The sequence below is a fragment of the Corynebacterium sp. H78 genome, assembly GCF_037572275.1.
Classification (GTDB): Bacteria; Actinomycetota; Actinomycetes; order Mycobacteriales; family Mycobacteriaceae; genus Corynebacterium.
On record NZ_JBBHKX010000004.1, the window covers coordinates 55,396 to 80,410 of the forward strand.

Consider the following 25,015-nt stretch of genomic DNA (forward strand, 5'->3'; position numbering starts at 1 on the left):
AGTATGCGAAAAACGCTTACACTTCTCGCGGTTATCGTGCTGGTGGTAGCCATCGGCTTTGGCATTGGCCAATGGTTGATGAACCCCCAGCCGGGACCCGACAATGGACCTGGCCCTGATGGTGGTGCCGGACTGCTGTCTGAGCAGCCAGAATGGTGCCCAGCGATTGAACTCATCGCTGTGCCAGCCACAGGCGAATCCCGTGTCGATGATGACCCGACGAATCCGACTGCAAGCCCAATCGCGTTGTTGTTGAGCGTCACTCGTGCCATGCAGACTGATTACTCTACCGAGGATGTCAAGGTCTGGACGACGCCGTACCCGGCAGAAATCCAGTCGATTCAGGCACCACATCTGAAGACGTATGACGAGTCGCAGGCGATTGGTCGCGATGCAATCAAGGCCGAAATGTCGGCGACGCATGCTGACTGCCCACTGACTGACTATGTGTTGATCGGCTACTCGCAGGGTGCTTCCATCGCTGGGGACATTGCCTCTGAGGTCGGCAACGGAAATGGCCCGGTGCCTGCGGAGCGCGTCGCGGGGGTGGCATTGGTGGGCGATCCACGCCGGTCACCGGACCAGGGCATGAATCCAGGCGTGGAACTCGGTGGTGTTGGGATCGAGGTGGCACTTGCTCCGATGAACATGCTGGTGCAAAACGTAACGCCTGGCGCGACCATGCGCGGACCACGTCCAGGTTTCGGGGCGCTGAATGATCGGGTACAGAACATTTGCGCGCCGGGCGATTCTTTCTGCGACGTTCCGCCGGCCATTCCAGACGCGATCGCACGTGCCGGCGAAATGATGGCGATGGCAGGCGCTCACACGAGTTACGGCTTCAGCCAGACCATCATCCCGGGTACGACACCGGTTGCTTGGATTGATGGTTGGGTGCGCGGACTTATCGACGCTTCGATGGCCCGGCAATAGGACTGAAAGTATGAGATGTAAAAAGCGCTATGCAACTTCCTTGCGGAGTAGTGCATAGCGCTTTTGCCAGTTTGAGTGTGGGAACCTTGTGTCCCAGAGGCAATGGGGCTTGACAGTCTAAGACTGCAGCAAGCGCCCCTGACCGTCGTAGGCGTACTGCCCCGATCCCATCAGGATGAGAATGAACTCAACAAAAACCCAGATGCCAAGTGGAACAAGGATGAAGAAACCGATAAAAATGAATGCTGTTGCGAGGCCGATCAAGTAAAGAACCAGCTGGGTAACCGCAACGTTGGTCTTGCCCAAGTAGAAGTTGTGGACACCAAAACCGCCAAGGAAAAACGCGAGGAGTGCCGCAACAATCTTGGATTTGTCCGACATCATCGGTCCACCTGGCATGCCTGGGGCACCGTAAGCATTCATTGGAGCCATTGCGCCATACGGCTGTTGAGCGCCATATGGCTGACCGTATGGTTGCTGTGCTGCACCGTATGGCTGGCCGTAGCCCTGCTGAGGCTGTGCATATGGCTGGTCGAATGGTTGCTGTGCTGCACCAAATGGCTGGCCGTAGCCGCCAGCGCCGGCGTTGTTTATTGGCAGGCCATTCTTGTCGTACTGCTGGCCATTAAATGGGTCAGTCATCCCGGACGGCGCTCACTTTCAAGTGCGAAGAAATCAGAGAAATAAATGCACGTTAAATATTAGCGTTCGAAAGTAATTCTGACTAACGCGACAGGTGTTAGACGCCAACCAAGACCCACTAAGCTCCTACTACCGAACACCCTCAAACTTGCGGATGATCCACTTACGCATGACAACCAGCAGAATGCCCAGAACGATGGATGCGATTCCCAAGACGAGGAAGAAGTTCGTTTCGGCTGCGGCATCTTCTGGGTGGTAGTAACCAGCGAGCGAACCAGCCAGCGAGGTACCCATTGCGACGGCCATCATCCAGACAGCGAACATACGAGTTGGGAATGCCTCGGGGGCGAGTTTCGTCGCAAGGGAGTTGCCAACAGGGGAGAGCAGAAGTTCACCCATGGTGAAGAGGAACAAGATCCATACGATGGCGATCAGCGGGGTCGAGTTTGCCGCACCGCCTGCGAATGGCAGGAAGAAGAACAGCGAGATACCAATGATGACGTTCGCGACACCGAACTTCACTGGGGTCGACCACTGGCGAGTACCGAGCTTCGTCCACATTGCAGCGAAAATGCCGGAGAAGATAATGATGAAGATTGGGTTGAACGACTGAATCCACGTTGGGGAAAGTTCGAAGCCGAAGAAGTTACGATTCAGGCGCTCGTCTGCGTAGATTGCGAGCACGGTGAACTGCTGCTGGAAGATGCCGAAGAAGAGGACACCAGCTACGAACATTGGGATGAAGCCGATGAGGCGGTGCTTTTCTGGGGCGGTCGTCAGTGGGCTCAGGTACATCTGCAGCCACAAGCCAACTGCAGCGATACCAGCGAGAATGGTGACAGCGTTGGAGAGATGTTCTGCAGGCAGCAGGCCAGTTGCAATGATTGCCACGACAGCTGCGATCACCACAACAGCGCCGACGGCGAACATCAGGTACTGCTTCTTTGGCAGTGGATTCGGTACGTCATGACCAGCTGCGCCGATGGTGGTCTTGCGCATCAGGATGTACTGAATCAGACCAATCGCCATACCAATAGCGGCGAGACCGAAGCCCCAGTGGAAGCCCTTCCAACCCCAGACCCAACCAGTGAGCAGCGGCCCAAAGAGACCACCGATGTTAACGCCCATGTAGAAGATGGAGAAGCCGGCATCACGACGAGGATCGTCACGCGAGTACAACTGTCCCAACACGACGGATGCCGTGGTTTTCAAACCACCGGAACCCAGCGCCACACAAACAAGACCTACGGCGAGGCCGGTCACGCCAGGGAGGAAAGCGAGTGACAAGTGGCCAATCATGATGAGGATGGCCGAATAGAACAGGGTCTTTTCAGAACCGAGGAGGCGGTCGGCGATCCATGCGCCGACGAGTGCCGCCATGTAGACGAGGCCACCGTAGGCGCCGACGATGGAGGTTGCCATGTCTTTGCCCATGCCCAGGCCACCATCGGTAACCGAGTGGTACATGTAGTAGACGAGGATGCCCTGCATGCCGTAGAAGCTGAAGCGCTCCCACATCTCCACACCGAAGAGGTTGGCCAGACCCCATGGTTGGCCAAAGAAGGTGCGTTCCGTGTGCCCAGCGAGCTCATGACTTGAGCTATGCGCTGCAGCGTTTTGCGATTGTGTCGCAGAAGGTTGATCTGTCATGGGCTCCAGTATTCGCCGTTAAACTCTCTTTCACCAAAATTTCGCCAGAATTTTTGGTCTAAACAACAAAAACCCATTCCCTCCAAGGGAATGGGATACGAATCAGGCATGCTCACCTGTGCCCAGGTACGCGCAGGATGGAGCTTTACGACGTCTTCTTCTTGCCAACAATCCGCGCGATAAAGCGCCAACCCATGAGCAAAATACCGGAAGCAATGGTTGCGACCATGACAAAGGACCAGTGCGGCATCTGCCCGTTGCGGAGCCACCAGATACCAAGACCAACTGCGACCGTGGCAATCCAGACCAGGATTCCACCGGTGCCGAGGTCTTCTGCCTCACTCTTCGTCGCAACGCAGAGCCCCAAGCCGACCAACGCGCCGATGAGGAACGGCCAGTACGTGTCGAGAATATTAGGAATGGTGAATGGATCGAGCGGGCTGTTGTGAGCCAGTCGCGCCAAAATAGCGAAAATGAGGACGGCGATGGCGTCGGCAATAACCGTGGTCGTGCGGAGCTTCATGAGCCCAGGTTACCGCTTTTGTTTGGTGCACTGGCATCGCAGGGAGTGTCACCGGTTGTCGGCTTATCGCCGGTGTATCCGATGAGGTAAATAATCCAGCCGATGATGGCTACCAAGATGAAGGACACGATGCGGTAGAGAAGCACTGCTGCGAAAGCATCGACACCTGTCATGCCGGCGGCCACCAACGTACCGGTCAGCAGAGCTTCGACGGGGCCAACGCCACCTGGTGTCGCCTGAATGAATCCGGCGACCTTGCCGGATACGAAGGCCAACAACACGGCGGCCATGGAAATACCTTCGATACCTACGGCACGGATAGCTGCGTAGAGGCAGATAACGTCGGTCAGCCAATTGGTGAGCGACCACAGGAAAGCCAGTCCCATGCGGGTAGGGCCGAGCTGCACAGATGTGAGCTGACGAATGGTATCGCGGACCGTGACTTCATCGCGGTCAAGTGGACTGCGTCGAACCTTGTTGACCAGGTGCAGACCACCGATCGCGATCCGCTCAATGAGAATGGTGTTCCGCGAGAACCACCACAGCAGCGCTGTCGCCGCGAGCACCGCCACGCCCGCCATCACCAGCATCCCGGGAGCTGGCCGCTGGCCAATAAAGAACACACTGCCAATAGCCAAAGCTACGAGGCCAAGGAAGGCAAGAGCACCGGACATCAGCACGTACCAGCTGACAATGACTGGCGATGCGCCCCACTTCAATTGCCGTCTGACCTGCAACGCAGTGGAAAACGCCACGCCTCCAGGAACAGACACCGACCATGAATTCGCGACAAATGTTAGGGCGTTAGTAGCACGTCTTGTGACTTTGACGTTGGCAGCGCGGAATAACAGCCACATGACCTCGGCCATGGCGAACATCGACACGAGTACCGCTGCGATGGCGATGAGGGTCCAGCCGGTATCGGCGTCGCGAAGCGTCGTGAGACCATCGGTGACCATGCCTTGGTTCTGCAGGGTCAACCACGCAGCAATGGCGACGATGATGCCAGTTAGTGCCCAGCGCACCCATCCGGCGCGGGCCAGATGGGATACAACTCGTTTGGTGCGCTCCATAGCTTCCTAGAATGCCCTCGATTTCTAGCGTTCGCGCATCAGCGCGGACAGTGGGCGGAATGGCTGCAGCCATGCGCCTTCGTCTGGCAGGGTGTCGAGGTCGATGCGAGGCAGCGGTTCGCGGAACACTCCTTCGATGTCTTCCAGGTCCACGAACGTGATGAGTTCTGACGCCAGTGCCCACGACGCATGTTCGTGGAATCCGATGACGGTGACAGGAATACCGTCGTTAGCTAGTTCCTCAAGCGTGTCCTGGAAATTCTGGCCATCCGCAGATGCGACAACAACGCTGTGGAGTACACCTTCGTTGTAGCGACGCCGGATATGCGCGAGCATGTCCGGATCGACATCGGTATCCTCTTCCAGCTTCGGCTTCGCAAACACTGCGAAACCAACATTACGCAGCGCCTCAACCCATGGGCGCACAATTTCCGCTGACCCTGGCGACACATTGGTAAACACGGTCGCTTCAGGGGTGATGCGCATGTCGGACTCTTCCGACAGCGCCATGGACTTTTCGACGAGCCAGCGGCCGACTGCGTCGAAGCGTGGACGATGCGCTGCGGTTGGGCGGGAGCCGAGGATTGCGCCGAGGCCCATGTCCAGGTTCGGTGCGTCCCACACCAACAACATGGTGGGCGTGGTTTCAGCAACAGCCGAGTAGGTGTGTGTCACGCTCATTATTCGTCACCTTCTGCCACTGGCATGTCGCGCTTGCGCCACACGAACTCGTGGATTGCATGTTCGAGGTTCAGTCCACGACGCTCAAACTTGGTGGTCGGGCGGTCAAGCAACATTGGCGATTCTGGCCACGGCCAGGGCATTGGTTCCAGCGCTGGTTCGACGGTACGGAGCTCTTCGATCCATTCGGCGTAGCCTGCGTGGTCGGTTGCCGCATGGAAGACTCCACCTGGCTTCAGTCGCGAGGCGATAAGACGCATCGTGCCGGACTGCAGGATTCGACGCTTGTGGTGGCGAGCCTTTGGCCAAGGATCTGGGAAGAATAGGCGCACGCCATCTAGAGATTCTGGGGCAATCATGCGTTGAAGGACCTCAACGCCGTCGCCACGCACCATGCGGATGTTGGTGACACCTTCGCGGGTAGCAGCGGAAAGCAGCTTCGCCAAACCTGGCTTGTACAGCTCGACTGCGATGATGTTGTGGTCGGCTTCCTTCGGAGCCATGGCGACCGTCGAAGTGCCGGTGCCACAACCGATTTCAACGATGGTCGGGCCGGAGCGACCGAACCATTCTTCGACATTGATGATGTCGTCGGAAAGTACGGTGCCGTATTGATCCCAGTTCTCGTCCCAGATTGCAGACTGGTTCGGGGTCAAGGTGCCGCGACGAAAGCTGACGCCACCGATGCGTGGGTACTCGAGTCCATCATCGAACTCCGTCTGCATCGGTCGGCCATAAGGTAAAGAGCCTTTTTCAGGAAAATCAGGGTTATTCACATTCTCTATTGTTCATGAAGGCGAGAAAGGGTCAAGAAGTAGGTATCCCATAACTTGCCGAGCCATAACCCTCATGCCAAGCTGAGCGCGTACACGCGTGGTGCGTCACAGTGCTGCGCGACGGGGGATTAGTGGGGATTTCCGGGGGGATACCACCATGAATCACGAGTCTGTGGGCTCTTTGTATACGTCGGAAGACGTATGGAACGCCACTGTTGACTGGTTAGCAAGCATGGATGTCGAGGAGCCAGCTGCGGTAGCTGTGGCTGCTGTACTAGAGGAGCTATCCGGGCCACCACGAATTGACGTGTGGGGTCGCGTTGGTGCGGGGGCGGGAGTCGTCGCGAAGTACTTGCAGCAGGTTGCACTTAATAACGTGAGTGCCGCCTCGACGTGGCAGTGGCAAGACAGTGAGGGTGTGGCTGGTGCGCTTTCCACCATCAACGGTGAAGCCGGGCAGTTGACGTGGGTTGATGCGCGGGTTCGGGTTACGCGGGATACACAGCCGGTTCAGCAGGCACCAGGGGTGCAGCAGACACCAGCGGCCCAGATGTCTCCTGCGCGGGAGTTGTGGGTTCATCCTGAAGAGTGTGCCGATGGCGAACGTGCTGCTGAGTTAATCACACAGCTGGAGGAGATTGTGTCGGCACCGGGTGCTCGTGATGCGCTGCTCACCGAGGCGTTAGAGCACATCGCGGTGTCCTTTGCTTCACGACGAGACGACATCGAGGCACTACTCGCTTCCCGGGAGGCTGCAGCGTCAGGAGGTGCCCGACCATGGTGATGGTCACTCGTACTGGCCCTGCTGCGTCGTGGGCAGACTACTCGGCGATGGCGGAAGTCATGGACGATGAGGGCGTTCCGTTGGTGGAGCTGGTGTCGTCTCGCTGCGCAGTAGTCCTCATCGTTGTCGATGGCACAGTGCCGCCTGTTCGTTCAGAACTCGACCTGGTGTCGGCTGTTTCGGGCGCGACCGGGCGCTGCGCGGTGGGACTCGCGGGCTCGGTGACACCGGGGGACAGTAGTTGGCTTGCGTGGCGACGAGCCGTGGATCCATCCATACCTGTTGGGGCACTCGATGCGGCGATGGTGCGAACACTCGTGTTGCTGGGTGAGGGTCCGTCGCATCCGCTGTCGCCGACTCCGTTGGAGAAGCGGCGTGAACTACTGCGCAAGCAGCTGGCGGGGGAGCAGGAATTTCGGGAAGCTCAGTTGTCTGAGCAACCCGAAAGGCCAACAGCAAGCGATGACTCGCACCATCTTGCCGAAGCAATGGATCAACTGAGTGCCTCGATTACTGCCTTGGGCGACGCGAAAACACTGTCTCCAAGAATGTTGGCTACTGCGACGAAACGTACGGGCGACCGGCTGGCGGAGCGCCTCGGACTTGCTGAACCCCTGCCGTGCCCTACGCCAAAACAGCTGGCGAAGCCGTCTTATGGCATGGAGATCGCGGCCGGCGTCCTCGCTTTCGGTGCGTCGATGGGGGTCGGCCGCATGATTGTCGAACCACTCGAGCTCCTAGGTATCGGCTCCGCCGTGGCACATGGGGTGGCCGTTGTCGTTGGTGTCCTTCTTGCGACGGTGGTGGCGGTAGGCGGAGGGCGTCGTAAAGCACAGCAGCGAAAGATGGCGTGGGCGGCGCAGCATGTGGCCACCGTCCGCAAGCAATGGACGCGACATATTGCTGTCTGCCGACGCTCCGAGACCGCCAACTCATCGACCGGCATGGCCCACAGCCAGGTGGGACACGGAAGCGGGCACGCTCGCTCTCCGGGGTGGCGGGAACGAGCGTTGACGATGGCTCTGGAATCAAACGGTAACTAGCCCGACAGTGAAGAAAAACGGCAGGACAACAGCATGGACATGATGAACTTCGACTCGAACTTCGACACAGACTTCAACGCAAACACGAACAGCCTCAGCGACGCTGGTGCCACAGATTCCTTGGAGCTTGTATGCGGGCTTTCAGATGCCCGCCCACTCGCGCCGGGCGAAGTGGGAGAGGGAATGGTCGTCTCCATCGGTGGTCAGCTTTTCGACCTGGGCTCTTCCTCCGCTGAACTTGGCATGGATCTTGGTTTAGATCCTGGCAACGATTGTGGAGTTCCACCGGATTTCGATCCGAGGTCTGGGAATGCTCCGAACGACCATGGGGCGCACAGCATAGGAGGTGGCGCCGCCGATTCGATTACGCTTGCCGACGATCGCGGTCTGAGCATCTATGCCGATACAAACGGAGATGGAACCGTTGATCATGTCACCACTGTGCTTTTCGATGGCAGATGGGAAACGTGGTCGCAGGAGCAGGTATCGGAATCGCTGCCCGGAGATGGACAAGAATCTGCAAATCGGACTGTGAATGTTTGTGAAGGTAGCGAATTCGATGGCGCAAATACCCCCAATTGGGCGACCTGTGAATGGGAACGAGAGGAGTCTGGCAGGTGGGTGTGAGGTAAAACACAGGGCGTGACAGGTTTCTTTTATCGTGGGATAAATATCACATTAAAAAACGAGGCTAAGTGCTGTGTTTGGGTGGTGTAGGTGAGTGGGGAAGACCGTCGTAAAGCACGAAATTAGTGCGTAAACGCCTAGTAAACTTACGAAAATCGACCTACGTGAATGTGATTTGGGTGCTGCATTGGTTTCTTTGCCCATAAAAAGGCCAGGTGCGGGGCGGGTGTGACACAGAGTGGGGGCGATATTCGCAATACCCCGGTAGCCTGATTAGGAGACGCGAAACGACGAGTCAGGAGAACAGATGTCGGATATTTCCATCCCGGGCCTCGAAGGTCAGGCCCCAACTGAAAACGCCGAACTGCTGCGCTGGATTGCAGAAGTTGTCGAGCTGACGACCCCAGAGAAGGTCGTATTCTGCGACGGTTCTCAGGAAGAATGGGACCGTCTTTCGAGTGACTTGGTGGAAAAGGGCACTTTCATCAAGCTGAACGAGGAGAAGCGTCCAAACTCCTTCCTCGCTCGCTCGAACCCTTCTGACGTTGCGCGTGTGGAGTCCCGTACCTTCATCGCTTCCGAGAAGGAAGAGGATGCTGGCCCAACCAACAACTGGGCAGATCCAAAGGAGCTCAAGGCAGAGATGCTTGAGCACTACCGCGGTTCCATGAAGGGCCGCACCATGTTCGTTGTTCCATTCTGCATGGGCCCTATTACTGACCCAGAGCCAAAGCTCGGTGTTCAGCTGACTGACTCTGAGTACGTTGTTCTTTCCATGCGCATCATGACCCGTATGGGCCAGGACGCATTGGACAAGATTGGCAAGGACGGTGACTTCGTCCACGCTCTCCACTCTGTGGGTGCGCCACTCGAAGAGGGCGAGGAAGACAGCACCTGGCCATGCAACGACACCAAGTACATTTCCCAGTTCCCTGAGACCAAGGAAATCTGGTCGTACGGTTCGGGCTACGGCGGAAACGCCATCCTGGCTAAGAAGTGCTACGCACTGCGTATCGCATCTGTCATGGCTAAGGAAGAGGGCTGGATGGCTGAGCACATGCTCATCCTGAAGCTGACCTCGCCAGAAGGTAAGTCCTACCACGTCTGTGCCGCATTCCCATCCGCATGTGGCAAGACCAACCTCGCAATGCTCACCCCAACCATCGAAGGCTGGACCGCAGAGGTTGTTGGCGATGACATTGCATGGCTGAAGTTCGGCGAAGATGGACGTCTGTACGCAGTGAACCCAGAGAACGGCTTCTTCGGTGTTGCTCCGGGCACCAACTACAGCTCCAACCCGAACGCAATGAAGACGATGGAGCCAGGTAACACCATCTTCACTAACGTCGCGCTGACCGACGATGGCGATGTCTGGTGGGAGGGCATGGAAAACAAGCCTGACCACGCTATCGACTGGAAGGGCAATGAGTGGACCCCAGACTCTGACGAGCTGTCGAGCCACCCTAACTCCCGTTACTGCACCCCAATCTCGCAGTGCCCAGTTGCAGCTCCTGAGTACGACGACTGGAAGGGTGTCCCAGTTGACGCCATCCTGTTCGGTGGCCGTCGCCCAGACACTGTTCCACTGGTAACCGAGGCTCTGAGCTGGAACCACGCAACCTTTATCGGTGCAACCCTCGCTTCCGGTCAGACCGCTGCGTCCGCTGAAGCTAAGGTTGGCTCCCTCCGCCACGACCCAATGGCAATGTTGCCATTCATCGGCTACAACGTCGGTGACTACCTGCAGCACTGGGTTGACATGGGCAAGAAGGGCGGCGACAAGATGCCAGCCGTCTTCCTGGTCAACTGGTTCCGCCGTGGCGAAGATGGTCGCTTCCTGTGGCCAGGCTTCGGTGACAACTCCCGCGTTCTGAAGTGGATCGTCGACCGTATCGAGGGTCGCGTTGACGCTAAGGAAACCGTTGTCGGTAACACCGCTCGCGCTGAGGATCTGGACCTGACCGGCCTGGATACCCCACTTGAGGATGTTAAGGAAGCTCTGAAGGCTCCTGCAGCTAAGTGGCAGGGTGACCTGGCTGACAACGAGGCATGGCTGAAGTCCCTCGGCGACCGCGTTCCACAGGAAGTGTGGGACGAGTTCGAAGCATTGAAGGCTCGCGTCAAGGCAGCAGAGTCCAAGTAAGGGTCTCTCTGACGCCGTCTAAAAGGCGCCCGGCACCACACACGGTGTCGGGTGCCTTTTTATGTATCTACCTGCAGCGGAGTAGGCTGGAATTACCGTGTCTGGTTTGCTCACCCTGCAGGGAAGCCGAAGTGAGTGCTGCAGATGCGAGGAAAGCACAGGGAAGGAGAGTCAGCGTGCAATTGACGGTTTTCTCCGATCTGGGGCTTCGTATCATCATGCGAATGGCAGTTGCCGAGCCAGGTCGCAAGTTCACCGCGGCCGATGTTGCTGACGAGCTGAACGCATCGAGGGCGCACGTCTCTAAAGTTGTGACAAGGCTTGCTGAGCTGGGATTTGTCACTGCCTTGAAGGGGCGCTATGGCGGCATTTACTTCGCTGAAGGCGCAGAAAAGAAGTCTGTCGGGCATCTTCTGCGAATCTTGGAAGCAGGCGAAATTGTTGACTGCGTCGGCACAGCATGTCCGCTCATAAATGGTTGCAAGCTTCGCGTTGCATTAGCGGGTGCGCAGGAGGCGTTTTTCTCCTACCTCGACCCAATTACTATCGAGCAGCTCACGCATACGCCGGCGTTGCGGGGGCACTTTTCGCTACCGATTACCCCAGTGGAATAAAAAGTCATATGCAAATGCAATGTCAGCTGCTACTCTTAAATGCGAATGTGAAAAGCGCATTAAGGAAAAGTGGCATGGCCAGTCCGTATGTGTCCTCCTGTGCGCAACCTCAACCCTGAAAGCGAGTACATCGCATGGCTGACATCGTCGTTAAGAAGTCTGTATTGACATCTGAACAGGAAGACATCATCCGGCAGACCCTGCCGGTTGTTGGCGAGAATATCGGTGAGATCGCGGCGAATTTCTACAAGCGAATGTTCGCTGCACATCCTGATCTGCTGGCACACACGTTCAATCGTGGCAACCAGAAGCAGGGTGCACAGCAGAAGGCGCTGGCAGCGTCGGTTGCAACGTTTGCTGCGACATTGATTGATCCTGAAGCGCCAGCACCAATTGAGCTGCTTCGTCGCATCGGCCACAAGCACATCTCCGTGGGCATTGTGGAGGAGCAGTATGCGATCGTGCACAAGCACTTGTTCGATGCGATCGAGGAAATCCTGACGCCTGACGTTTTCCAGGGCGCAATCCGTGAAGCATGGGACGCTGTCTATTTGGCAATGCAGCAGGTTCTCGTCGATTTCGAAAAGGAAGCCTACACCGAGCGTGGGGTCAAGGATGGTGACGTCTTCCGTGCTGCAAAGGTGGTCGAGCGCGAGGATCTGAGCAACGATGTCGTCCGTTTCACCGTTCAGCTTGACGACGGCTCAACCCCGGCATTTCTTCCTGGGCAGTATATTTCGGTTCGTCAGACGATGTCGGATGGCGCGGGTCAGTTGCGTCAATACTCGCTGGTCAATGCATCGGGCGCTAGCGAAGGTCTGACGTTCGCGGTGCGTCGCGTGGATGCATCGGCAGAGCTTCCTGCTGGTGAGGTATCGACTCAGCTCGTCGAGAAGGTGCAGGAAGGCGATGCAATTGAGGTCTCCCTGCCTGCTGGCGATCTAATTTTGGATCTGGACTCTTCTGATCCGGTCGTGTTGGTTTCTGCTGGTATTGGCGCGACTCCAATGGTCGGCATGTTGTCTGCTCTGGTTGCGCAAGGTTCCACGAGAAACATCGTTGTTTTGCATGCTGACCGCAGCGAAGCTGCAGATGTTCTGAGTGCAGACCGTGCAGAGTGCGTCGCCAAGCTAGAGAATGCGACGGAACGTACCTGGTATGAGCCTGAGTTCATGAATCTTGAGGATGTGGATATCCCTGCGGATGCCGAGATCTACATCTGTGGTGGCAATGGGTTCTTGCAGGCTGTTCGTGAGCAGCTGGTGGACAAGGGAATTGAGCGCGAGCGAGTGCACTTTGAGCTGTTCTCGCCGAATGACTGGTTGCTTGACGCGTAAGCGGACGAAATTGGCGGGGCTATTGTGACGTGTGTGACTAGAAAAGTTTGATGGTCATGACATAATGGCCTCCATGACAAGCACGAATGAAAATGGCGCTGCTCAGGATGGTCGTTACGATGCTGGCATCCGAATTCGTCGAGAAGTAATGGGCGATGAATTTGTTGATGCCGCGTTTAGTCGCAATGAAGGCACCGACGGTGAACAGCTGCAAAAGCACATCACGGAAACCGTGTGGGGCTCTGTGTGGACGCGTGACGGGCTCGGTAAGCGCGATCGCAGTCTGCTGAATATCGGCATGCTGGTTGCGCTTCGTGCAACCGAAGAGCTGCGTGGTCATGTGCGTGGCGGTCTTCGCAATGGGCTGACCCGTGAAGAAATCACGGAAGCGGTCATTCACACTGCGGGCTACTGTGGTGCGCCGGCTGCACTGTCCGCCATGAAGGTAGTGCAGGACGTTCTTGTCGCTGAACTGGGCGATCTCCCTGAGTCGGACGACGCCTAGTTTGTAGCTAGGGTAGCTCCGCCCTTCTTTCTTCGAGCACCGATCTGGTCAAGTAGACAGATCGGTGCTTTTCTATGCCTGGATTCCAGCAGGTCGCGAGCCGTAATCTTTGGAAACTAGACAATACGGGGTATTTCACGTAGTTTACTCGGGTGTAGATAGACAGGTCTGTTCACAATGGTGGCGGATCGTCGTAAAGCGTGAAAACAAAAAGGAGTTACCCCATGCTTGTTAGTGGTCTAGTGCTCGGAGCCGTGCTTGGCTTCGTTATGCAGCGAGGCAGGTTCTGCGTCACCGGATTCCTGCGCGATCTGTTTACCCAGCGCAGTACCCGCGGTCTGATCGCGTTGCTGATTGTTATTTCAGTCCATGCGGTGGGACTCGCTGCGCTCACGACGGCGGGCGTGATTACTCCGGAGTATGACGAATTCGCGCCAGTTGCGGTGATTATCGGCGGATTTATCTTTGGCCTGGGCATCGTGCTCGCCGGCGGTTGCGCCTCTGGTACGTGGTACCGGTCGGGCGAAGGGCTCGTAGGTTCGTGGATCGCCCTGTTTATGTACGGACTATCCGCAGCGGCCATGAAGTACGGCGTGCTGGAAGGCGCGGCATCCGCACTAAAGTCGCAAACCGTGCCACTAACCACGCTGCCAGCGACGTTCGGCACCAGCGCCTGGCCTTTTGCCGTCGCTTTGACAGCATTGACCGCGTGGCTCGCTGTGCGTCAGCTGCGTCGCGAGTTCTCCGGCCCAAAGCCAGCTGTATTGAAGGCGAAGAAGACCGGCCTTGCGCACCTTCTTTCAGAAAAGCCATGGCACGTGTACGCAACCGCTGCCATTGTGGGCACGTTGGGAGTTATCGCTTGGCCTTTATCGGCTGCTACCGGGCGTAACGACGGCCTCGGCATCACCACACCATCCGCCAACCTGACCAGCGTCATCGTTACTGGTAATCCAGAGCGTTTCGACTGGGGCGTGCTGCTCGTCGTAGGCATTCTGGTTGGTTCATTCATCGCAGCGAAGGCTTCGGGCGAGTTTCGAGTGCGCGTGCCGGATGCGACTCAGTCGGGTCGTTCCGTAGTGGGCGGCATCTTCATGGGCGTTGGCGCTGCGTTGGCTGGTGGCTGCACCGTTGGTAATGGAATGGTTCAGACCTCGCTGTTTAGCTACCAGGGTTGGGCCGCACTGGCAGCGATCACTGTTGGTGTCGGTGTTGCTGCGAAGCTGTGGCTGAAGCCAGCAAGCGCACAAGCCGATGGTGGCTCGGTGGCACAGAAGAGTGTTGCTCCACGCTCTCCAAGGGCTCCACATACTGCCGAGTCGATCACGGCCGTACCGGCCACTGACGTGGAAGCCCCAGCTCCAGTCTCTTTCGCAGGTACCTCGAGTACCCCGTCGTTCGCCACTGCTCCGGTCGGGTTGCTGGAGCGTCCGGTCGTCGCAAAGCCAGCTGGTTTGCAGGAGCTGGGCAACGGTCGGTGGGGTATGGACTCGCTCGGCGCGGTGTGCCCGTTCCCTCTCATTGAGGCGAAGGATGCGATTAAGCGGATCGATGTGGGTGATGAGTTGGTCATTACGTTTGACTGCACCCAGGCAACTGATGCTATTCCTCGTTGGGCTGCGCAGGATGGCCACGAGATCACGGAGTTCGAGCAGACTGACGACGCTGGCTGGATCATTACGGTCAAGCGCGGGCAGTAACGCGAGGGAGAAAAGACAGGGCGACTATGTCCCTACGTCTCTATGTCCCGCAATATGACGTGAAATTGCCAAGCTCGGGGGGTGGCGCTTGAATGAATGCGGAATATTGTGGAGCGGGATCTTCATATGGCCTGGTCACTGCATCATAGAGAGCAAAGAATTGCTTCAATTCGCACGTGACCGGGCCTTTTGATTCGCTGTTTCCGACCTCGCCATCGTCCGACAGCGCCCGCTTAACTTCATTACTGGCAGCTACGAGCGCTTCATTCACCACATGATTTCGAGGAATCACAATCGGGTTGTGGTGTGCCATTAACTCCTCGGACTCAGCATCGGTAATGCCGTGTGCCCGACGGTATTCGCGCCACGACCGCACCCACTCGGCGAACCCTTCCGGTAGACCAGCTGGATCACGCATCAACGTGACATGAGCATTCGTGTGATCTGGCTGATCTTCTGCGAGTAGGCCTTGCCATTGGCGGAGAAGTGCGACGGCGGAGTCGTCGTCAAGTGCAGTGGCAGGAAGGCCGATCTTTGGAAGCCAGTGTCGTGAAATGGCAGTGGAAAAGTAGTCGCCGAAGGAATTGATGATGGCTTGTGCCGCGTCGAGATCCATCAGCGGCAAAAGTGACTCGGCAAGGCGACCACAATTCCATACCGCGATCGATGGCTGTGCGCCGAACGCATAGCGGCCACCCACATCCACACTGCTGAACACCGCCTGGATGTCGTGCGTATCCAAGAAAGCGCACGGTCCGAAGTCGATGGTTTCGCCGGAGATGGTGCAGTTGTCGGTGTTCATCACGCCGTGCACAAAACCCGTCGCCATCCACTGCGCGACCAGCTCGGCCTGCTGCTTTACGACGTACTCCAACAGCGCCTTCGCATTCTGGCTGGTCTCGGTCGTGCTGTTATCGGTCGGGTTGGAGTCGTGGATGCGGTGGCGATCCACGGTGTAGTCAAGCAGCCGTTCGAGAAGCGCAGTATCGGCCGTGCGGACGAGCTCAAACGTGCCTACGCGCACATGGCTACTGGCGACGCGCACGATGATGGCACCCGGCTGGATCGGATCAACTGCTGTTGGTGAATCGGTGGAGCCAGTTGCCTGGCCAGGAAACGCAGGGGTGAGATTGCGCTGGACCAGTTCGCCCGTGGATATGACCGCTAACGCGCGGGTGGTGGGGATACCAAGTGCGTACATGGCCTCGCTCATGAGGTACTCGCGGAGAGCTGCCATCACCGTGCATTTGCCGTCGCCACCTCGGGAAAAGACGTTCCGACCGGTGCCTTTGGCATGAATGTCATACGTCTGCTGGTGCTGTTCGTCGGAGTGATCCTGTTCCGTGGGGTTCAGGCGATCAGGAAAAGTAAGTCCCGCGGGCGCAGTAACTTCGCCAAGCAATAGGGCCCGACCGTCGCCAAGAACGGGCGAGTACTGCCCAAACTGGTGACCCGCATACGCCAGCGCCACTGGCTGCATGGTCGCCTCGGCCTGCCTGGTCGTATCAGCCTGCGGCGTGCCACGGCCAATTAAGAAAGAAATGCCCTCCTCGGAGCGAAGCCAGGTGGGGTCGAATCCGAGTTGGCGGGCGAGGTCGTCGTTAAGTGCAAGAACCGAAGGGCGGGGAACAGCATCACCGGTGGTGGGGACGGCGAGCTCCGGCAGCGCTGCGGCGATGGACATGGTGAGCGACGGCATCATGGTCGCAGTGTACGGTAGGCATGGGCCGGAAAAGTGGGCAAGACAAAATTCCATATCGTATTCTGCGGGTATGGGCAGTAGAGATGGCATTCGCGCGGTAATCGGGTTCCTGCGCTTCGTATTATGGGCGCTGATTGTCATTTCGTGCGTTGTCTTGTTCTTCGACCTCATGGAGTTCGAGGGATCGACGCGTAAGGAACGGCTGACATCGTTTGCCATCATCCTGTCCTTCATCATCGGCGCGTATCTTGTGCAGCGGCTGCTGAAAGCGATCACTCCGCGCAGGTCAGACATCACGTGGTCGGATGGCCATGTGGGAGTGGGCAAGGTGCAGTCGTACACGTACACCGGCAGCAAAAATGGCGGAATCCGCGTGTACAACATCGCGATGGATGTGCAGGGCGATGACGGAGTTCAATTCCAAGGGCAGTTACGGGCGCCGGTGGGCCGGAAGAAGCTGGCATTTCTTGATAGGAAGCCACTCGTCCCGGTGATGTATCGCGAAAGCCAGCCGACCAAACTGATGCTTCCCGAGCGCAATTACCTCGGCCCCGCACAGCTCTTCTTCAACGAATTCTGCAGGCGACATGGGCTTATCGACGACGGCGCCTACAATGCAGACCTGCATGGCGTGCCCATCACAGCCGAGGTGCTGTCGATTGAAGAGCTTTATGACGCAGGAGGCGTGCCGGGTGCGCAAGGGCCGGGTGGGCAAGGTGCGCAAGGGGCGCGGGCGACGAACCAGTGGAATTCGAAGCGACTGTTCGACATCGCGCTGGCTTTGCATCGCCCCAATGGCACAGTGAAGAAGGTGCGCAAGCGTATGTGGCTTGATGATCTTGAATGTCAGCACGTCACAGCCGGTGCCACAGTGGATGTGAAAGTTCTGCCACATGATGAAAACTCGTTGATCATTAAGGTGCCACTCGAGGCAACGAAGTAACCTTGAGCCTGAATGGGATTAAACACGAGGCGTGACATGACACATTCGTATTCTGATTGGCTCAGTAGTGAGCAACAGGCGACACAGCAACAAGGCGGGCAACATTCTTGGGGACAGTCGCTAGCTCAGCCGGCTCAGCCCGAAGCTTCGCCATTTTCCGAAACCTCAAGCTACAACGCTAGCTGGGCTTTTTACTTCAATCGCGTCGGCGTTGACGGCTACGACGGCTTTTCCGGCGGTGGCTCAAATAATAACAATAACAACAACAATAACAACAATGGTTGATGTATGGATAGCGATGTAGCGACGACACCGTCGTCACGTGCATGGATGCGCAAAACCCGGCTGCACCACAAGGCCATCAAGCTCACGTTCGTGCCGAACCAGTTCTGCAATCTCGGCTGCAAATATTGCTATCTCGGCGCCCTGACAAATAACCGCGATGATTCCAGCGACGTGGTCTCGCAATTCCAGCAGATCGCTGCGCACCTTGAGCATCAGGGCACTCTCATCAATTCGCTGCTGCTACACGGTGCCGAAATCTCCATCCTTCCTGCTCCAGTTTTGCGCGAACTTTTCGCCGAGTACCACGCTTATCGACGACACTTCCGAGGCGAGCTCAAAGCTCTCGGACGGGCAGGTGCGCCGATTCACATCAAGACGAATCTGTACAACTTCCATGTTCTGCGCCCACTGTTTGAAGAGTTCGAAGTGTCTATCTCGGGCAGCTTTGACCTGCCATTTAGCCTGCATGAAGAACTCCGCGTGACCAAGGGTGGCAAGTCTACCTTGCAGCGAACGCTGGAGAATGTGCAGCTACTGGGGTCATACCCACACCGGAAGCAGATCAGTTGTGTCGTGGGCAAAGAGCATCTTCGTCGCATTGACGAATTCATGGATGACCTGGAATGGCTCGACGCCAATGGCTTCGACATGGCGACGGATTTCTACATCATGTTCGCCTACGACAGCTCCAATTCGGAGTACATTTCGCAGCTCAGCCAAGACCAAATGGTCGAGTTCTACGAGCGTATGCTTGACCGTTTTGCAGGCACGAAGTTTGAGCGAGCCATCTACTACGAATGGTTCAAGGAATTTACCCACGACTACTGCACGAATCAGATCAACTGCGGGAGCAATAACTTCCTCGTTCAGAAAGACGGCGATGTTTACCCTTGTCACCGTGGACAAGCGGAACCAGATCTAAAGTTCGGCAATATCCTGAATCTGGGTTTCCCCGACATGGTCCGCAGCGGGGTGGATACGATTCGCGATTATGAGGCACGGAATCCGTCGTTAAGCGAGGACTGCCGAGTCTGCGAATACTTCTATTTGTGCTTCGCGGGCTGCCCGATTCAGCGGAACAACACGGCGGACCACAAGTCGTACACGTGCTCGCTGCAAAAGGCGCTGTATCGCGCGCAGCCCGAGCGTTTCCCGCCACGACCTGTAGAATCGCGGCAGCTTGTCGATGCGTTCATCCGCGAGAACCAGCCGCATATCTACGATGATCTGTCGGTGCCACGGCTGATGAGCCCCACGCCCGAAGTCCTCGACGAGAACAACGCGCTCAACGCGATCATCTCGCGCGACCCGAACCTGCAGGAGCTGTTCCGCCCCGGCGCTATCCGTCTAGTGGTCAATGGCGAGGCCCGGGACTTGTTCAGCAGCCATCTCTTTGGCCGAATGACAAATGTTTCGCTTCACGACGGCGATGCCGTGAAGGTGGTCGTCGACAAGTCATATTGGGACATCAATACTGGTGGGCCAGGGGTTGGTGGCCTAAATGCGCTGAAGGTGCAGCTGTTGCGCGACAACTTGGTGACGTACGGGGACGAACAACGCACCAAGATGGAACACGTTGCGACGGCCGATGTGTACTCGGCGCAGTTGCTTGAGCTGGAGGACTGCTATGTCTGGGATGCAGCGCCATTTTTGACTGCGAATCGGGCAGCTTTGCTTCCTGAGCTGGGAAATCTGCTTTCTATCACGACGTTGAAAGCACGCGAATACCACTACTCGAAGCATGCGAAGAATGCGTTTTATCACCTGGAGACTATCAACCTGCCGTTTCACGAGTTTAGGTTTGATGTGAGGTGAGACTTCGGCGTGTGGGACGTGAGGCGCTGGAGAGGTGTATCTCCTGCGAGCGATCGACAGTAGCGCGTGAGAATTGCCTCAGAAATGGCGAAAGCTGGTGAAGAATGTCTCTTCACCAGCCCACGGCCAAATAGCTCTTAGCCAAAAAGCTAAGTCACGCGGTTACACATTTAGCTTTCAACCAACGCTAAATCCTCAGCTAAGCACCAAATCGGCAACCACGCACTAGCCCTTCAACGACGCAGGTGGCGCGAAGCGCGCGCCGTACTTTGCCGCGAGCTCTTCCGCACGTTCAACGAAACCTGCCACGCCACGACGCTCAGGATGTGCAACCGCAGTGCGTACGCCTGCGAATTCAGTGCCCGGCGCACCGTGGCCAGCTCCAGCGCCAACGCTCGATGCCGACTGAACCGCGCTCGCGGAATCAATGACGGTGCCACCGTCGTAGTTCTTCACGAACTGGCGCGTGCCACCCGTCCACGCTGGGTAACCAATGCCGAAGATTGAGCCGATATTGGCGTCTGCATCGTGCAGCACAACACCCTCGTCGATGCACTTCTGCGTCTCCACAGCTTCGATGAACAGCAGACGGTCAACGAGGTCTTGCATATTGACATCGTCGTTTGGAATTGGGGTGATGCCCAACTCGTCGCGAAGCTCAGCGCGCAGGCCACTCCACAGGCCGGAGCGACGACCGTCGCCGTACTCGTAGAATCCACGCTTTTCGAGCTTGCCTGGGCGGTCGAACTTGTCGATCATCATGTTCACAAGCTTTGCGACGCCGCCGTCATCGATGACCTCGCCACGTTCACGCGCTGCGGTCTCGTTTTCTTCGGAGATCTTGCGCATGAGCTTGAGATTCAGTTCATCCGCTAGCTGCAGCTGCGCTGCGGGGTAGCCAGCCTGTCGGGCTGCGGACTCTACGACTGCTGGGTCGTAGCCCTCTGCAACCATGCGGATGGCCTCGTTGATGACGGTGCCGATGACTCGTGAGGTGTAGAAGCCTCGGGAGTCGGTGACCACAATCGGAATCTTGCGGATAGCTACTGCGAAGTCTAGCGACGCAGCAAGCACGGCTGGGTCGGTGTTGTCGCCGGTAATGATCTCGATGAGCTGCATCTTGTCCACTGGGGAGAAGAAGTGCAGACCAATGAAGTCCTTCTCTCGCTTGACGTGCGATGCCAACTCAGTGATTGGCAGCGTCGACGTATTCGAGCCGAGGATGCAGGTCTCTGGCACAGCTGCTTCGATTTCGGCGTGGACCTTGTGCTTCAGGTCCGTGTTCTCGAAGACGGCTTCGATGACGAGGTTGACATCGGACATGTCGTCGTAAGAATCGGTTGGGTGGATGCGGGACAGTAGAGCCTCAGACTTCTCGACGGTGGTGCGACCACGCTTTTGGGCTTTTTCCTCAAGGCCGACGGAGTAGGACTTGCCGCGCTCGGCGTTCTCCAGGGAGATGTCCTTCAGCACAACCTCCATTCCTGCCTTCGCGCAGACGTAGGCAATACCCGCGCCCATCATGCCGGCGCCGACAACGGCAACCTTCTTGAATTCGGACTTCGGGTATGGGGTGCCGTCTTCCTGCAGTGGTCGGGAACCGCCACCGTTGCAGTGACCGAGGTCAAAGAAGAATGCCTGCATCATGTTCTTCGCCTGGGAGCCACATACGAGCTCGGTGAAGTAACGGGATTCGATGCGCATTGCAGTATCGACGTCGACCTGTGCGCCTTCGATAGCGGCCTGCATTGCCAAGCGAGGGGCCTTCATTGGCGAGCCCTTGAGCTGCTTGGTCAGGTTCGCTGGGAACGACGGCAGGTGCATTGCCAGCTTCGGCGAGTTAGGGTCGCCGCCTGGGATGCGGAAGCCCTTTTCGTCCCATGGCTGTGCTGCCTTCGCAGCATCGGAGGCAAGCCATGTGTGAGCCTTGTCGAGCAGCTCCTCCGGCGCGCACAGTTCGTCGACGATACCGACAGAATGCGCCTTCGCCGGTGCCATCTGTGCGCCAGGAAGGATTACCTTCATTAGTGCATCCTGCAAGCCAAGCATGCGCACCACACGAGTCACGCCGCCACCGCCTGGCAGTAGGCCAAGGGTGACTTCTGGCAGGCCGATCTTGGAGCCACGGGCATCAGCTGCGATGCGGTGGTTCGCTGCGAGTGCGACCTCTAGGCCACCACCGAGAGCTGCACCGTTGATGGCTGCAACGATCGGTACTGGCAGCTTTTCCAGGCGGCGCAGGGATTCCTTCATGTGCTCGACATTGTCGAACATTGCCTGGGCATCCTCTGGGCCAACCTTCAGCATTGCCTTCAAGTTGCCGCCAGCGAAGAAAGTCTTCTTCGCAGACGTCAGGATAATGCCCGTAATCGAGGTGTCAGAACCATCGCCGATCTCCGCTTCCAGGCGTTCCACCGTCGAGCGAATATCGGACTCGAACTGGTCGTTCATGGTGTTGACCGGTGCATTTGGGTCGTCCATGGTCAGCGTCACGACACCAGCGTCGTTCTGCTCCCACCGGAACATGTTGTCAGACATGGTTTCAGTCATTGTTTTCAATCCTTCCGGTAGTTTCTAGACTCGCTCGATGATGGTTGCAACGCCCATACCGCCACCAATACACAGGGTGACCAGGCCGTATCGGCCACCAGTGCGGTGCAGCTCGTCAATTGCGGCGCTCATGATAATCGCGCCCGTCGCGCCCAGCGGGTGGCCCATTGCCATCGCACCGCCGTTGATGTTCAACTTCTCGCCGTCGATTCCCAGCTGGTTCTGGGCACGCTTTACGACGGCTGCAAAAGCCTCATTGATCTCCCACACGTCGATGTCATCAACGGTGAGCTGTGCCTTGGCGAGAACCTCGCGGACCGCTGGTTCGATGCCAGTCAGCATGATGGTTGGTTCGACACCATTAATGGACTGCGCAACGATGCGTGCCCGTGGGGTCAGACCCATGTCAGCGCCGGCCTTTTCAGATCCGACCAGTGCCAGTGCAGCGCCGTCGACGATGCCCGACGAGTTACCTGCGTGGTGGACGTGGTTGATGGTCTCCAGCTGTGGGTACTTCTTCAGCGCCACAGCGTCAAAGCCACCCTGTTCGCCCATGACGGTGAAGGATGGGCGCAGGCCAGACAGGGATTCAGCCGAAACTCCATCGCGGATCGTTTCGTCGCGATCGAGGATCATCAGACCATTCTGGTCCTTGACCGGCACGACCGAACGGTCGAAGCGACCCTCGGACCACGCGCGTGCTGCACGGGCGTGGGACTCTGCCGCCATGTTGTCGAGGTCCTCGCGAGAGTAGCCGTCCAACGAAGCAATGATGTCGGCGGAAATGCCCTGGGGGACGAAGTCCGTCGCAAAGCTAACTTGTGCGTCCATTGCCATGGCGCCACCGTCCGACATCATTGGGACGCGGGACATGGATTCGACGCCGCCGGCGAGGACGAGTTCGTCGGAGCCAGAACGGACCTTGTCTGCAGCGAGGTTGATGGCTGCGAGACCGGAGGCGCAGAAGCGGTTAATCTGCATGCCGCCCGTGCGGTACGGAAGGCCAGCCAGCAGGCCAGCGGTGCGAGCGATGTCCGCGCCCTGATCGCCGACAGGGGAGACACAGCCGACGATCAGGTCGCTGATGCGGCTTTCGTCGAGCTCAGGGAAACGGTTGCGGATCTCTTCGATGAGGCCCGCGAGCAGGGTGACAGGTCGCACCTCGTGGAGCGAGCCGTCCTTTTTGCCTTTGCCGCGTGGGGTGCGGATGGCTTCGTAAATGAAGGCCTCGCCACCCGATGGGATGCTGGCGTTGGTCATGTGTGTTTCGTCCTCACAAATCATGGAAAAGTGGTGTACGTCACTTTGGTTTCACAGTCACTATATCCATAAGAGTTGCGTGCGGGGCGGGGTTTCACGGGAGGGGGTGAAATTTATTTTGTTATATGGGTTTTGGGGTGGTCGTTGGGCGGTGGCTGGGGTGACTGGTCGGTGGCTGGGTGGCCGCGATGACTCTGGGGAGGTGCGGATGTGGTGGCCGTGGCCAGTGGGAGAGGTGTGGTCAATTGGCGAGGGTGCTTGACTGTCTGCGCTTTCCAATCGGCTCGGTAGCTCCTGTGAAGCCCCGACTTGCGACGCAAAACCCTAGGTCGCACAAATTCCCGTTGGGCTGCAGAAGAGACACCGAGCCGATTGGAAAGCGCAGATGCCCTCAATCGCGCGCAGGTGGCTGCATTTGGACGCGCCACCTACGCCAGACACGTCCCACTCCATTCGCGCTACTTCTTCTTCAGCACCAGCACCAGGTTCGACACCGCGAACTCGCGAAGAACCGGAACATGGACCATCCACCACGCCCACCACGGGTGATAGCGAGGAAACGCAGCCATTACTTCAACCTCGCCGGATTCCTCTAACGTGCGAGCCCATTTCAGCCCCTCGCCACAGCCGACCTCAAAAAGTGATTCGCCGTAATAGTTCTTCGGACGCTTGCCATGCTTCTTTTCATACATCCGGCGCGCGCGATCCCCGCCCAGATAATGCGTCATGCCCATTTCATGCCCACCAAAAGGCCCCAGCCAGATCGTGTACGAATATACGACGAGCCCGCCCGGCTTTGTCACGCGCAACATCTCCTGGCCCATTCGCCACGGATCCGGCACGTGCTCGGCCACGTTCGATGAATAAGTCAGGTCAAAAGAGTCCTTCAAAAAGGGCAGGTCAAGACCTGATCCGCGTACCGACGACTCCAACTTAATCCCCGCCGCCGCCATCTCGCCAACATCCGGCTCACAGGTGAAGTAGGAAACATTGCGGTCGGCGAAGGCCTTTCCGAAGTAGCCAGGACCCCCACCGACATCGAGGATCGTGGAGCCAGCGAGAGGCGATGAACTGGCACCCGAGTCCGTGGCACCAGCATCAGCGCTAATGCCAGGATCAGCGCCTACAACGCCAGCACCTGCCACAATGCGCTCCAGCAGCGTCACCGTGTCATCGGCCAAGTGCCCGTAAAAGCGATCCGGATCCGACTGCTCATACTTGAAGTCGTTGAGCAGCCCGAACGACCGCTTTAGCGTCGCAAAACTCGTCGCCGGCCGAAGCGCGGCAGGCACGATCCATTCCTTCCACATGCGTTCTACTTAACCACTTTCTCTCTCTGGTGCTTGGGGTTTATGCGTTACGACAACATCATCGTGAAGCCAATTCCCCCAAATCGGTAACGGATCCAGTAGTCGGGATTAAGGTCTAG

At 57.6% G+C, this 25,015-nt stretch carries 22 protein-coding genes; 12 read left to right on the top strand and 10 right to left on the bottom strand.

Annotation, left to right across the window (positions count from 1 at the left end; all coding sequences use genetic code 11):
* Positions 1-3: 3 nt before the first annotated feature.
* On the top strand, positions 4-933 hold the full coding sequence (locus tag WG934_RS08300; protein WP_339979734.1) for a cutinase family protein: 930 nt from the start codon (positions 4-6) through the stop codon (positions 931-933).
* Between the two features lie 117 nt (positions 934-1,050).
* Here WG934_RS08300 and WG934_RS08305 read toward each other — a convergent pair whose 3' ends face one another.
* The 6 genes from WG934_RS08305 to trmB all read right to left on the bottom strand — a co-directional run bounded on the left by WG934_RS08305 (position 1,051) and on the right by trmB (position 6,227).
* Positions 1,051-1,575 carry a TM2 domain-containing protein gene (locus WG934_RS08305; RefSeq protein WP_339989693.1) on the bottom strand — a complete coding sequence of 175 codons (525 nt, stop codon included), beginning with the start codon at positions 1,573-1,575 and terminating at the stop codon, positions 1,051-1,053.
* A 129-nt stretch (positions 1,576-1,704) separates the two neighbouring features.
* Positions 1,705-3,225, bottom strand: a complete 1,521-nt coding sequence (locus WG934_RS08310; protein WP_339989694.1) for a peptide MFS transporter — start codon at positions 3,223-3,225, stop codon at positions 1,705-1,707.
* Between the two features lie 145 nt (positions 3,226-3,370).
* A complete protein-coding gene (locus WG934_RS08315; RefSeq protein WP_339979739.1) occupies positions 3,371-3,748 on the bottom strand; it encodes a DUF3054 domain-containing protein in 378 nt (125 codons plus the stop codon).
* Positions 3,745-4,821, bottom strand: a complete 1,077-nt coding sequence (locus WG934_RS08320; RefSeq protein WP_339989696.1) for a lysylphosphatidylglycerol synthase transmembrane domain-containing protein — start codon at positions 4,819-4,821, stop codon at positions 3,745-3,747. Before WG934_RS08320 ends, WG934_RS08315 begins: the two co-directional genes overlap by 4 nt.
* Positions 4,822-4,845: 24 nt before the next feature.
* Positions 4,846-5,502 (bottom strand): NYN domain-containing protein, encoded by a 657-nt coding sequence (locus WG934_RS08325; protein WP_339989698.1) that lies wholly within the window; start codon positions 5,500-5,502, stop codon positions 4,846-4,848.
* Positions 5,502-6,227 carry a tRNA (guanosine(46)-N7)-methyltransferase TrmB gene (trmB, locus tag WG934_RS08330; protein ID WP_339980043.1) on the bottom strand — a complete coding sequence of 242 codons (726 nt, stop codon included), beginning with the start codon at positions 6,225-6,227 and terminating at the stop codon, positions 5,502-5,504. Before trmB ends, WG934_RS08325 begins: the two co-directional genes overlap by 1 nt.
* A gap of 208 nt (positions 6,228-6,435) precedes the next feature.
* On the opposite strand from trmB, the gene WG934_RS08335 reads away from it, so the two are divergent.
* The 8 genes from WG934_RS08335 (at position 6,436) to WG934_RS08370 (ending at position 15,031) form a co-directional block, all read left to right on the top strand.
* Complete coding sequence (locus WG934_RS08335) at positions 6,436-7,062, top strand: hypothetical protein (RefSeq protein WP_339989700.1); 627 nt, start codon at positions 6,436-6,438, stop codon at positions 7,060-7,062.
* Positions 7,056-8,105 (top strand): hypothetical protein, encoded by a 1,050-nt coding sequence (locus WG934_RS08340; protein ID WP_339989701.1) that lies wholly within the window; start codon positions 7,056-7,058, stop codon positions 8,103-8,105. The genes WG934_RS08335 and WG934_RS08340 overlap by 7 nt, the downstream gene beginning before the upstream one ends.
* Positions 8,106-8,144: 39 nt before the next feature.
* Positions 8,145-8,732 carry a DUF6802 family protein gene (locus WG934_RS08345; protein WP_339989703.1) on the top strand — a complete coding sequence of 196 codons (588 nt, stop codon included), beginning with the start codon at positions 8,145-8,147 and terminating at the stop codon, positions 8,730-8,732.
* A gap of 307 nt (positions 8,733-9,039) precedes the next feature.
* Positions 9,040-10,875 (top strand): phosphoenolpyruvate carboxykinase (GTP), encoded by a 1,836-nt coding sequence (locus tag WG934_RS08350; protein ID WP_339989704.1) that lies wholly within the window; start codon positions 9,040-9,042, stop codon positions 10,873-10,875.
* 176 nt (positions 10,876-11,051) lie between these two features.
* Entirely contained in the window at positions 11,052-11,489 is a 438-nt protein-coding gene (locus tag WG934_RS08355) for an RrF2 family transcriptional regulator (protein ID WP_339989705.1), read from the top strand.
* Positions 11,490-11,623: 134 nt separating this feature from the next.
* Positions 11,624-12,826: an FAD-binding oxidoreductase gene (locus WG934_RS08360; protein ID WP_339989707.1), complete on the top strand. Its 1,203-nt coding sequence runs from the start codon at positions 11,624-11,626 to the stop codon at positions 12,824-12,826.
* A 73-nt stretch (positions 12,827-12,899) separates the two neighbouring features.
* The gene (locus tag WG934_RS08365; protein ID WP_339989709.1) at positions 12,900-13,331 is read left to right on the top strand and encodes a carboxymuconolactone decarboxylase family protein; all 432 of its coding nucleotides are present in this window, start codon (positions 12,900-12,902) and stop codon (positions 13,329-13,331) included.
* A 224-nt stretch (positions 13,332-13,555) separates the two neighbouring features.
* On the top strand, positions 13,556-15,031 hold the full coding sequence (locus tag WG934_RS08370; RefSeq protein WP_339989711.1) for a YeeE/YedE thiosulfate transporter family protein: 1,476 nt from the start codon (positions 13,556-13,558) through the stop codon (positions 15,029-15,031).
* 40 nt (positions 15,032-15,071) lie between these two features.
* Here the strand turns inward: WG934_RS08370 and WG934_RS08375 are convergent, their stop codons facing one another.
* Positions 15,072-16,733 (bottom strand): protein adenylyltransferase SelO, encoded by a 1,662-nt coding sequence (locus tag WG934_RS08375; protein ID WP_339989713.1) that lies wholly within the window; start codon positions 16,731-16,733, stop codon positions 15,072-15,074.
* A gap of 70 nt (positions 16,734-16,803) precedes the next feature.
* Here WG934_RS08375 and WG934_RS08380 point away from each other — a divergent pair, with 70 nt between their 5' ends.
* From WG934_RS08380 to WG934_RS08390, 3 genes are read left to right on the top strand one after another with little or no spacing between them, the layout of a single operon-like run.
* Positions 16,804-17,676 carry a hypothetical protein gene (locus tag WG934_RS08380; RefSeq protein WP_339989714.1) on the top strand — a complete coding sequence of 291 codons (873 nt, stop codon included), beginning with the start codon at positions 16,804-16,806 and terminating at the stop codon, positions 17,674-17,676.
* A gap of 36 nt (positions 17,677-17,712) precedes the next feature.
* A complete protein-coding gene (locus WG934_RS08385) occupies positions 17,713-17,961 on the top strand; it encodes a hypothetical protein (RefSeq protein ID WP_339989716.1) in 249 nt (82 codons plus the stop codon).
* Between the two features lie 3 nt (positions 17,962-17,964).
* Positions 17,965-19,776, top strand: a complete 1,812-nt coding sequence (locus WG934_RS08390) for a radical SAM/SPASM domain-containing protein (protein ID WP_339989718.1) — start codon at positions 17,965-17,967, stop codon at positions 19,774-19,776.
* A gap of 225 nt (positions 19,777-20,001) precedes the next feature.
* Here WG934_RS08390 and WG934_RS08395 read toward each other — a convergent pair whose 3' ends face one another.
* The 3 genes from WG934_RS08395 to WG934_RS08405 form a co-directional block, all read right to left on the bottom strand.
* Positions 20,002-22,314: a 3-hydroxyacyl-CoA dehydrogenase NAD-binding domain-containing protein gene (locus tag WG934_RS08395; protein WP_339989744.1), complete on the bottom strand. Its 2,313-nt coding sequence runs from the start codon at positions 22,312-22,314 to the stop codon at positions 20,002-20,004.
* Positions 22,315-22,350: 36 nt separating this feature from the next.
* The gene (locus WG934_RS08400; RefSeq protein WP_339989720.1) at positions 22,351-23,586 is read right to left on the bottom strand and encodes an acetyl-CoA C-acetyltransferase; all 1,236 of its coding nucleotides are present in this window, start codon (positions 23,584-23,586) and stop codon (positions 22,351-22,353) included.
* Positions 23,587-24,044: 458 nt separating this feature from the next.
* The gene (locus WG934_RS08405) at positions 24,045-24,896 is read right to left on the bottom strand and encodes a class I SAM-dependent methyltransferase (protein WP_339979765.1); all 852 of its coding nucleotides are present in this window, start codon (positions 24,894-24,896) and stop codon (positions 24,045-24,047) included.
* Between the last annotated feature and the right edge of the window lie 119 nt (positions 24,897-25,015).

What these genes read in the sequence shown, in the direction of transcription:
- WG934_RS08300 (WP_339979734.1), top strand. Translation starts at nt 4, where the DNA reads ATGCGAAAAACGCTTACACTTCTCGCGGTTATCGTGCTGGTGGTAGCC.
- WG934_RS08305 (WP_339989693.1), bottom strand. Translation starts at nt 1,575, where the DNA reads ATGACTGACCCATTTAATGGCCAGCAGTACGACAAGAATGGCCTGCCA.
- WG934_RS08310 (WP_339989694.1), bottom strand. Translation starts at nt 3,225, where the DNA reads ATGACAGATCAACCTTCTGCGACACAATCGCAAAACGCTGCAGCGCAT.
- WG934_RS08315 (WP_339979739.1), bottom strand. Translation starts at nt 3,748, where the DNA reads ATGAAGCTCCGCACGACCACGGTTATTGCCGACGCCATCGCCGTCCTC.
- WG934_RS08320 (WP_339989696.1), bottom strand. Translation starts at nt 4,821, where the DNA reads ATGGAGCGCACCAAACGAGTTGTATCCCATCTGGCCCGCGCCGGATGG.
- WG934_RS08325 (WP_339989698.1), bottom strand. Translation starts at nt 5,502, where the DNA reads ATGAGCGTGACACACACCTACTCGGCTGTTGCTGAAACCACGCCCACC.
- trmB (WP_339980043.1), bottom strand. Translation starts at nt 6,227, where the DNA reads ATGCAGACGGAGTTCGATGATGGACTCGAGTACCCACGCATCGGTGGC.
- WG934_RS08335 (WP_339989700.1), top strand. Translation starts at nt 6,436, where the DNA reads ATGAATCACGAGTCTGTGGGCTCTTTGTATACGTCGGAAGACGTATGG.
- WG934_RS08340 (WP_339989701.1), top strand. Translation starts at nt 7,056, where the DNA reads ATGGTGATGGTCACTCGTACTGGCCCTGCTGCGTCGTGGGCAGACTAC.
- WG934_RS08345 (WP_339989703.1), top strand. Translation starts at nt 8,145, where the DNA reads ATGATGAACTTCGACTCGAACTTCGACACAGACTTCAACGCAAACACG.
- WG934_RS08350 (WP_339989704.1), top strand. Translation starts at nt 9,040, where the DNA reads ATGTCGGATATTTCCATCCCGGGCCTCGAAGGTCAGGCCCCAACTGAA.
- WG934_RS08360 (WP_339989707.1), top strand. Translation starts at nt 11,624, where the DNA reads ATGGCTGACATCGTCGTTAAGAAGTCTGTATTGACATCTGAACAGGAA.
- WG934_RS08365 (WP_339989709.1), top strand. Translation starts at nt 12,900, where the DNA reads ATGACAAGCACGAATGAAAATGGCGCTGCTCAGGATGGTCGTTACGAT.
- WG934_RS08370 (WP_339989711.1), top strand. Translation starts at nt 13,556, where the DNA reads ATGCTTGTTAGTGGTCTAGTGCTCGGAGCCGTGCTTGGCTTCGTTATG.
- WG934_RS08375 (WP_339989713.1), bottom strand. Translation starts at nt 16,733, where the DNA reads ATGATGCCGTCGCTCACCATGTCCATCGCCGCAGCGCTGCCGGAGCTC.
- WG934_RS08380 (WP_339989714.1), top strand. Translation starts at nt 16,804, where the DNA reads ATGGGCAGTAGAGATGGCATTCGCGCGGTAATCGGGTTCCTGCGCTTC.
- WG934_RS08385 (WP_339989716.1), top strand. Translation starts at nt 17,713, where the DNA reads ATGACACATTCGTATTCTGATTGGCTCAGTAGTGAGCAACAGGCGACA.
- WG934_RS08390 (WP_339989718.1), top strand. Translation starts at nt 17,965, where the DNA reads ATGGATAGCGATGTAGCGACGACACCGTCGTCACGTGCATGGATGCGC.
- WG934_RS08395 (WP_339989744.1), bottom strand. Translation starts at nt 22,314, where the DNA reads ATGTCTGACAACATGTTCCGGTGGGAGCAGAACGACGCTGGTGTCGTG.
- WG934_RS08400 (WP_339989720.1), bottom strand. Translation starts at nt 23,586, where the DNA reads ATGACCAACGCCAGCATCCCATCGGGTGGCGAGGCCTTCATTTACGAA.
- WG934_RS08405 (WP_339979765.1), bottom strand. Translation starts at nt 24,896, where the DNA reads ATGTGGAAGGAATGGATCGTGCCTGCCGCGCTTCGGCCGGCGACGAGT.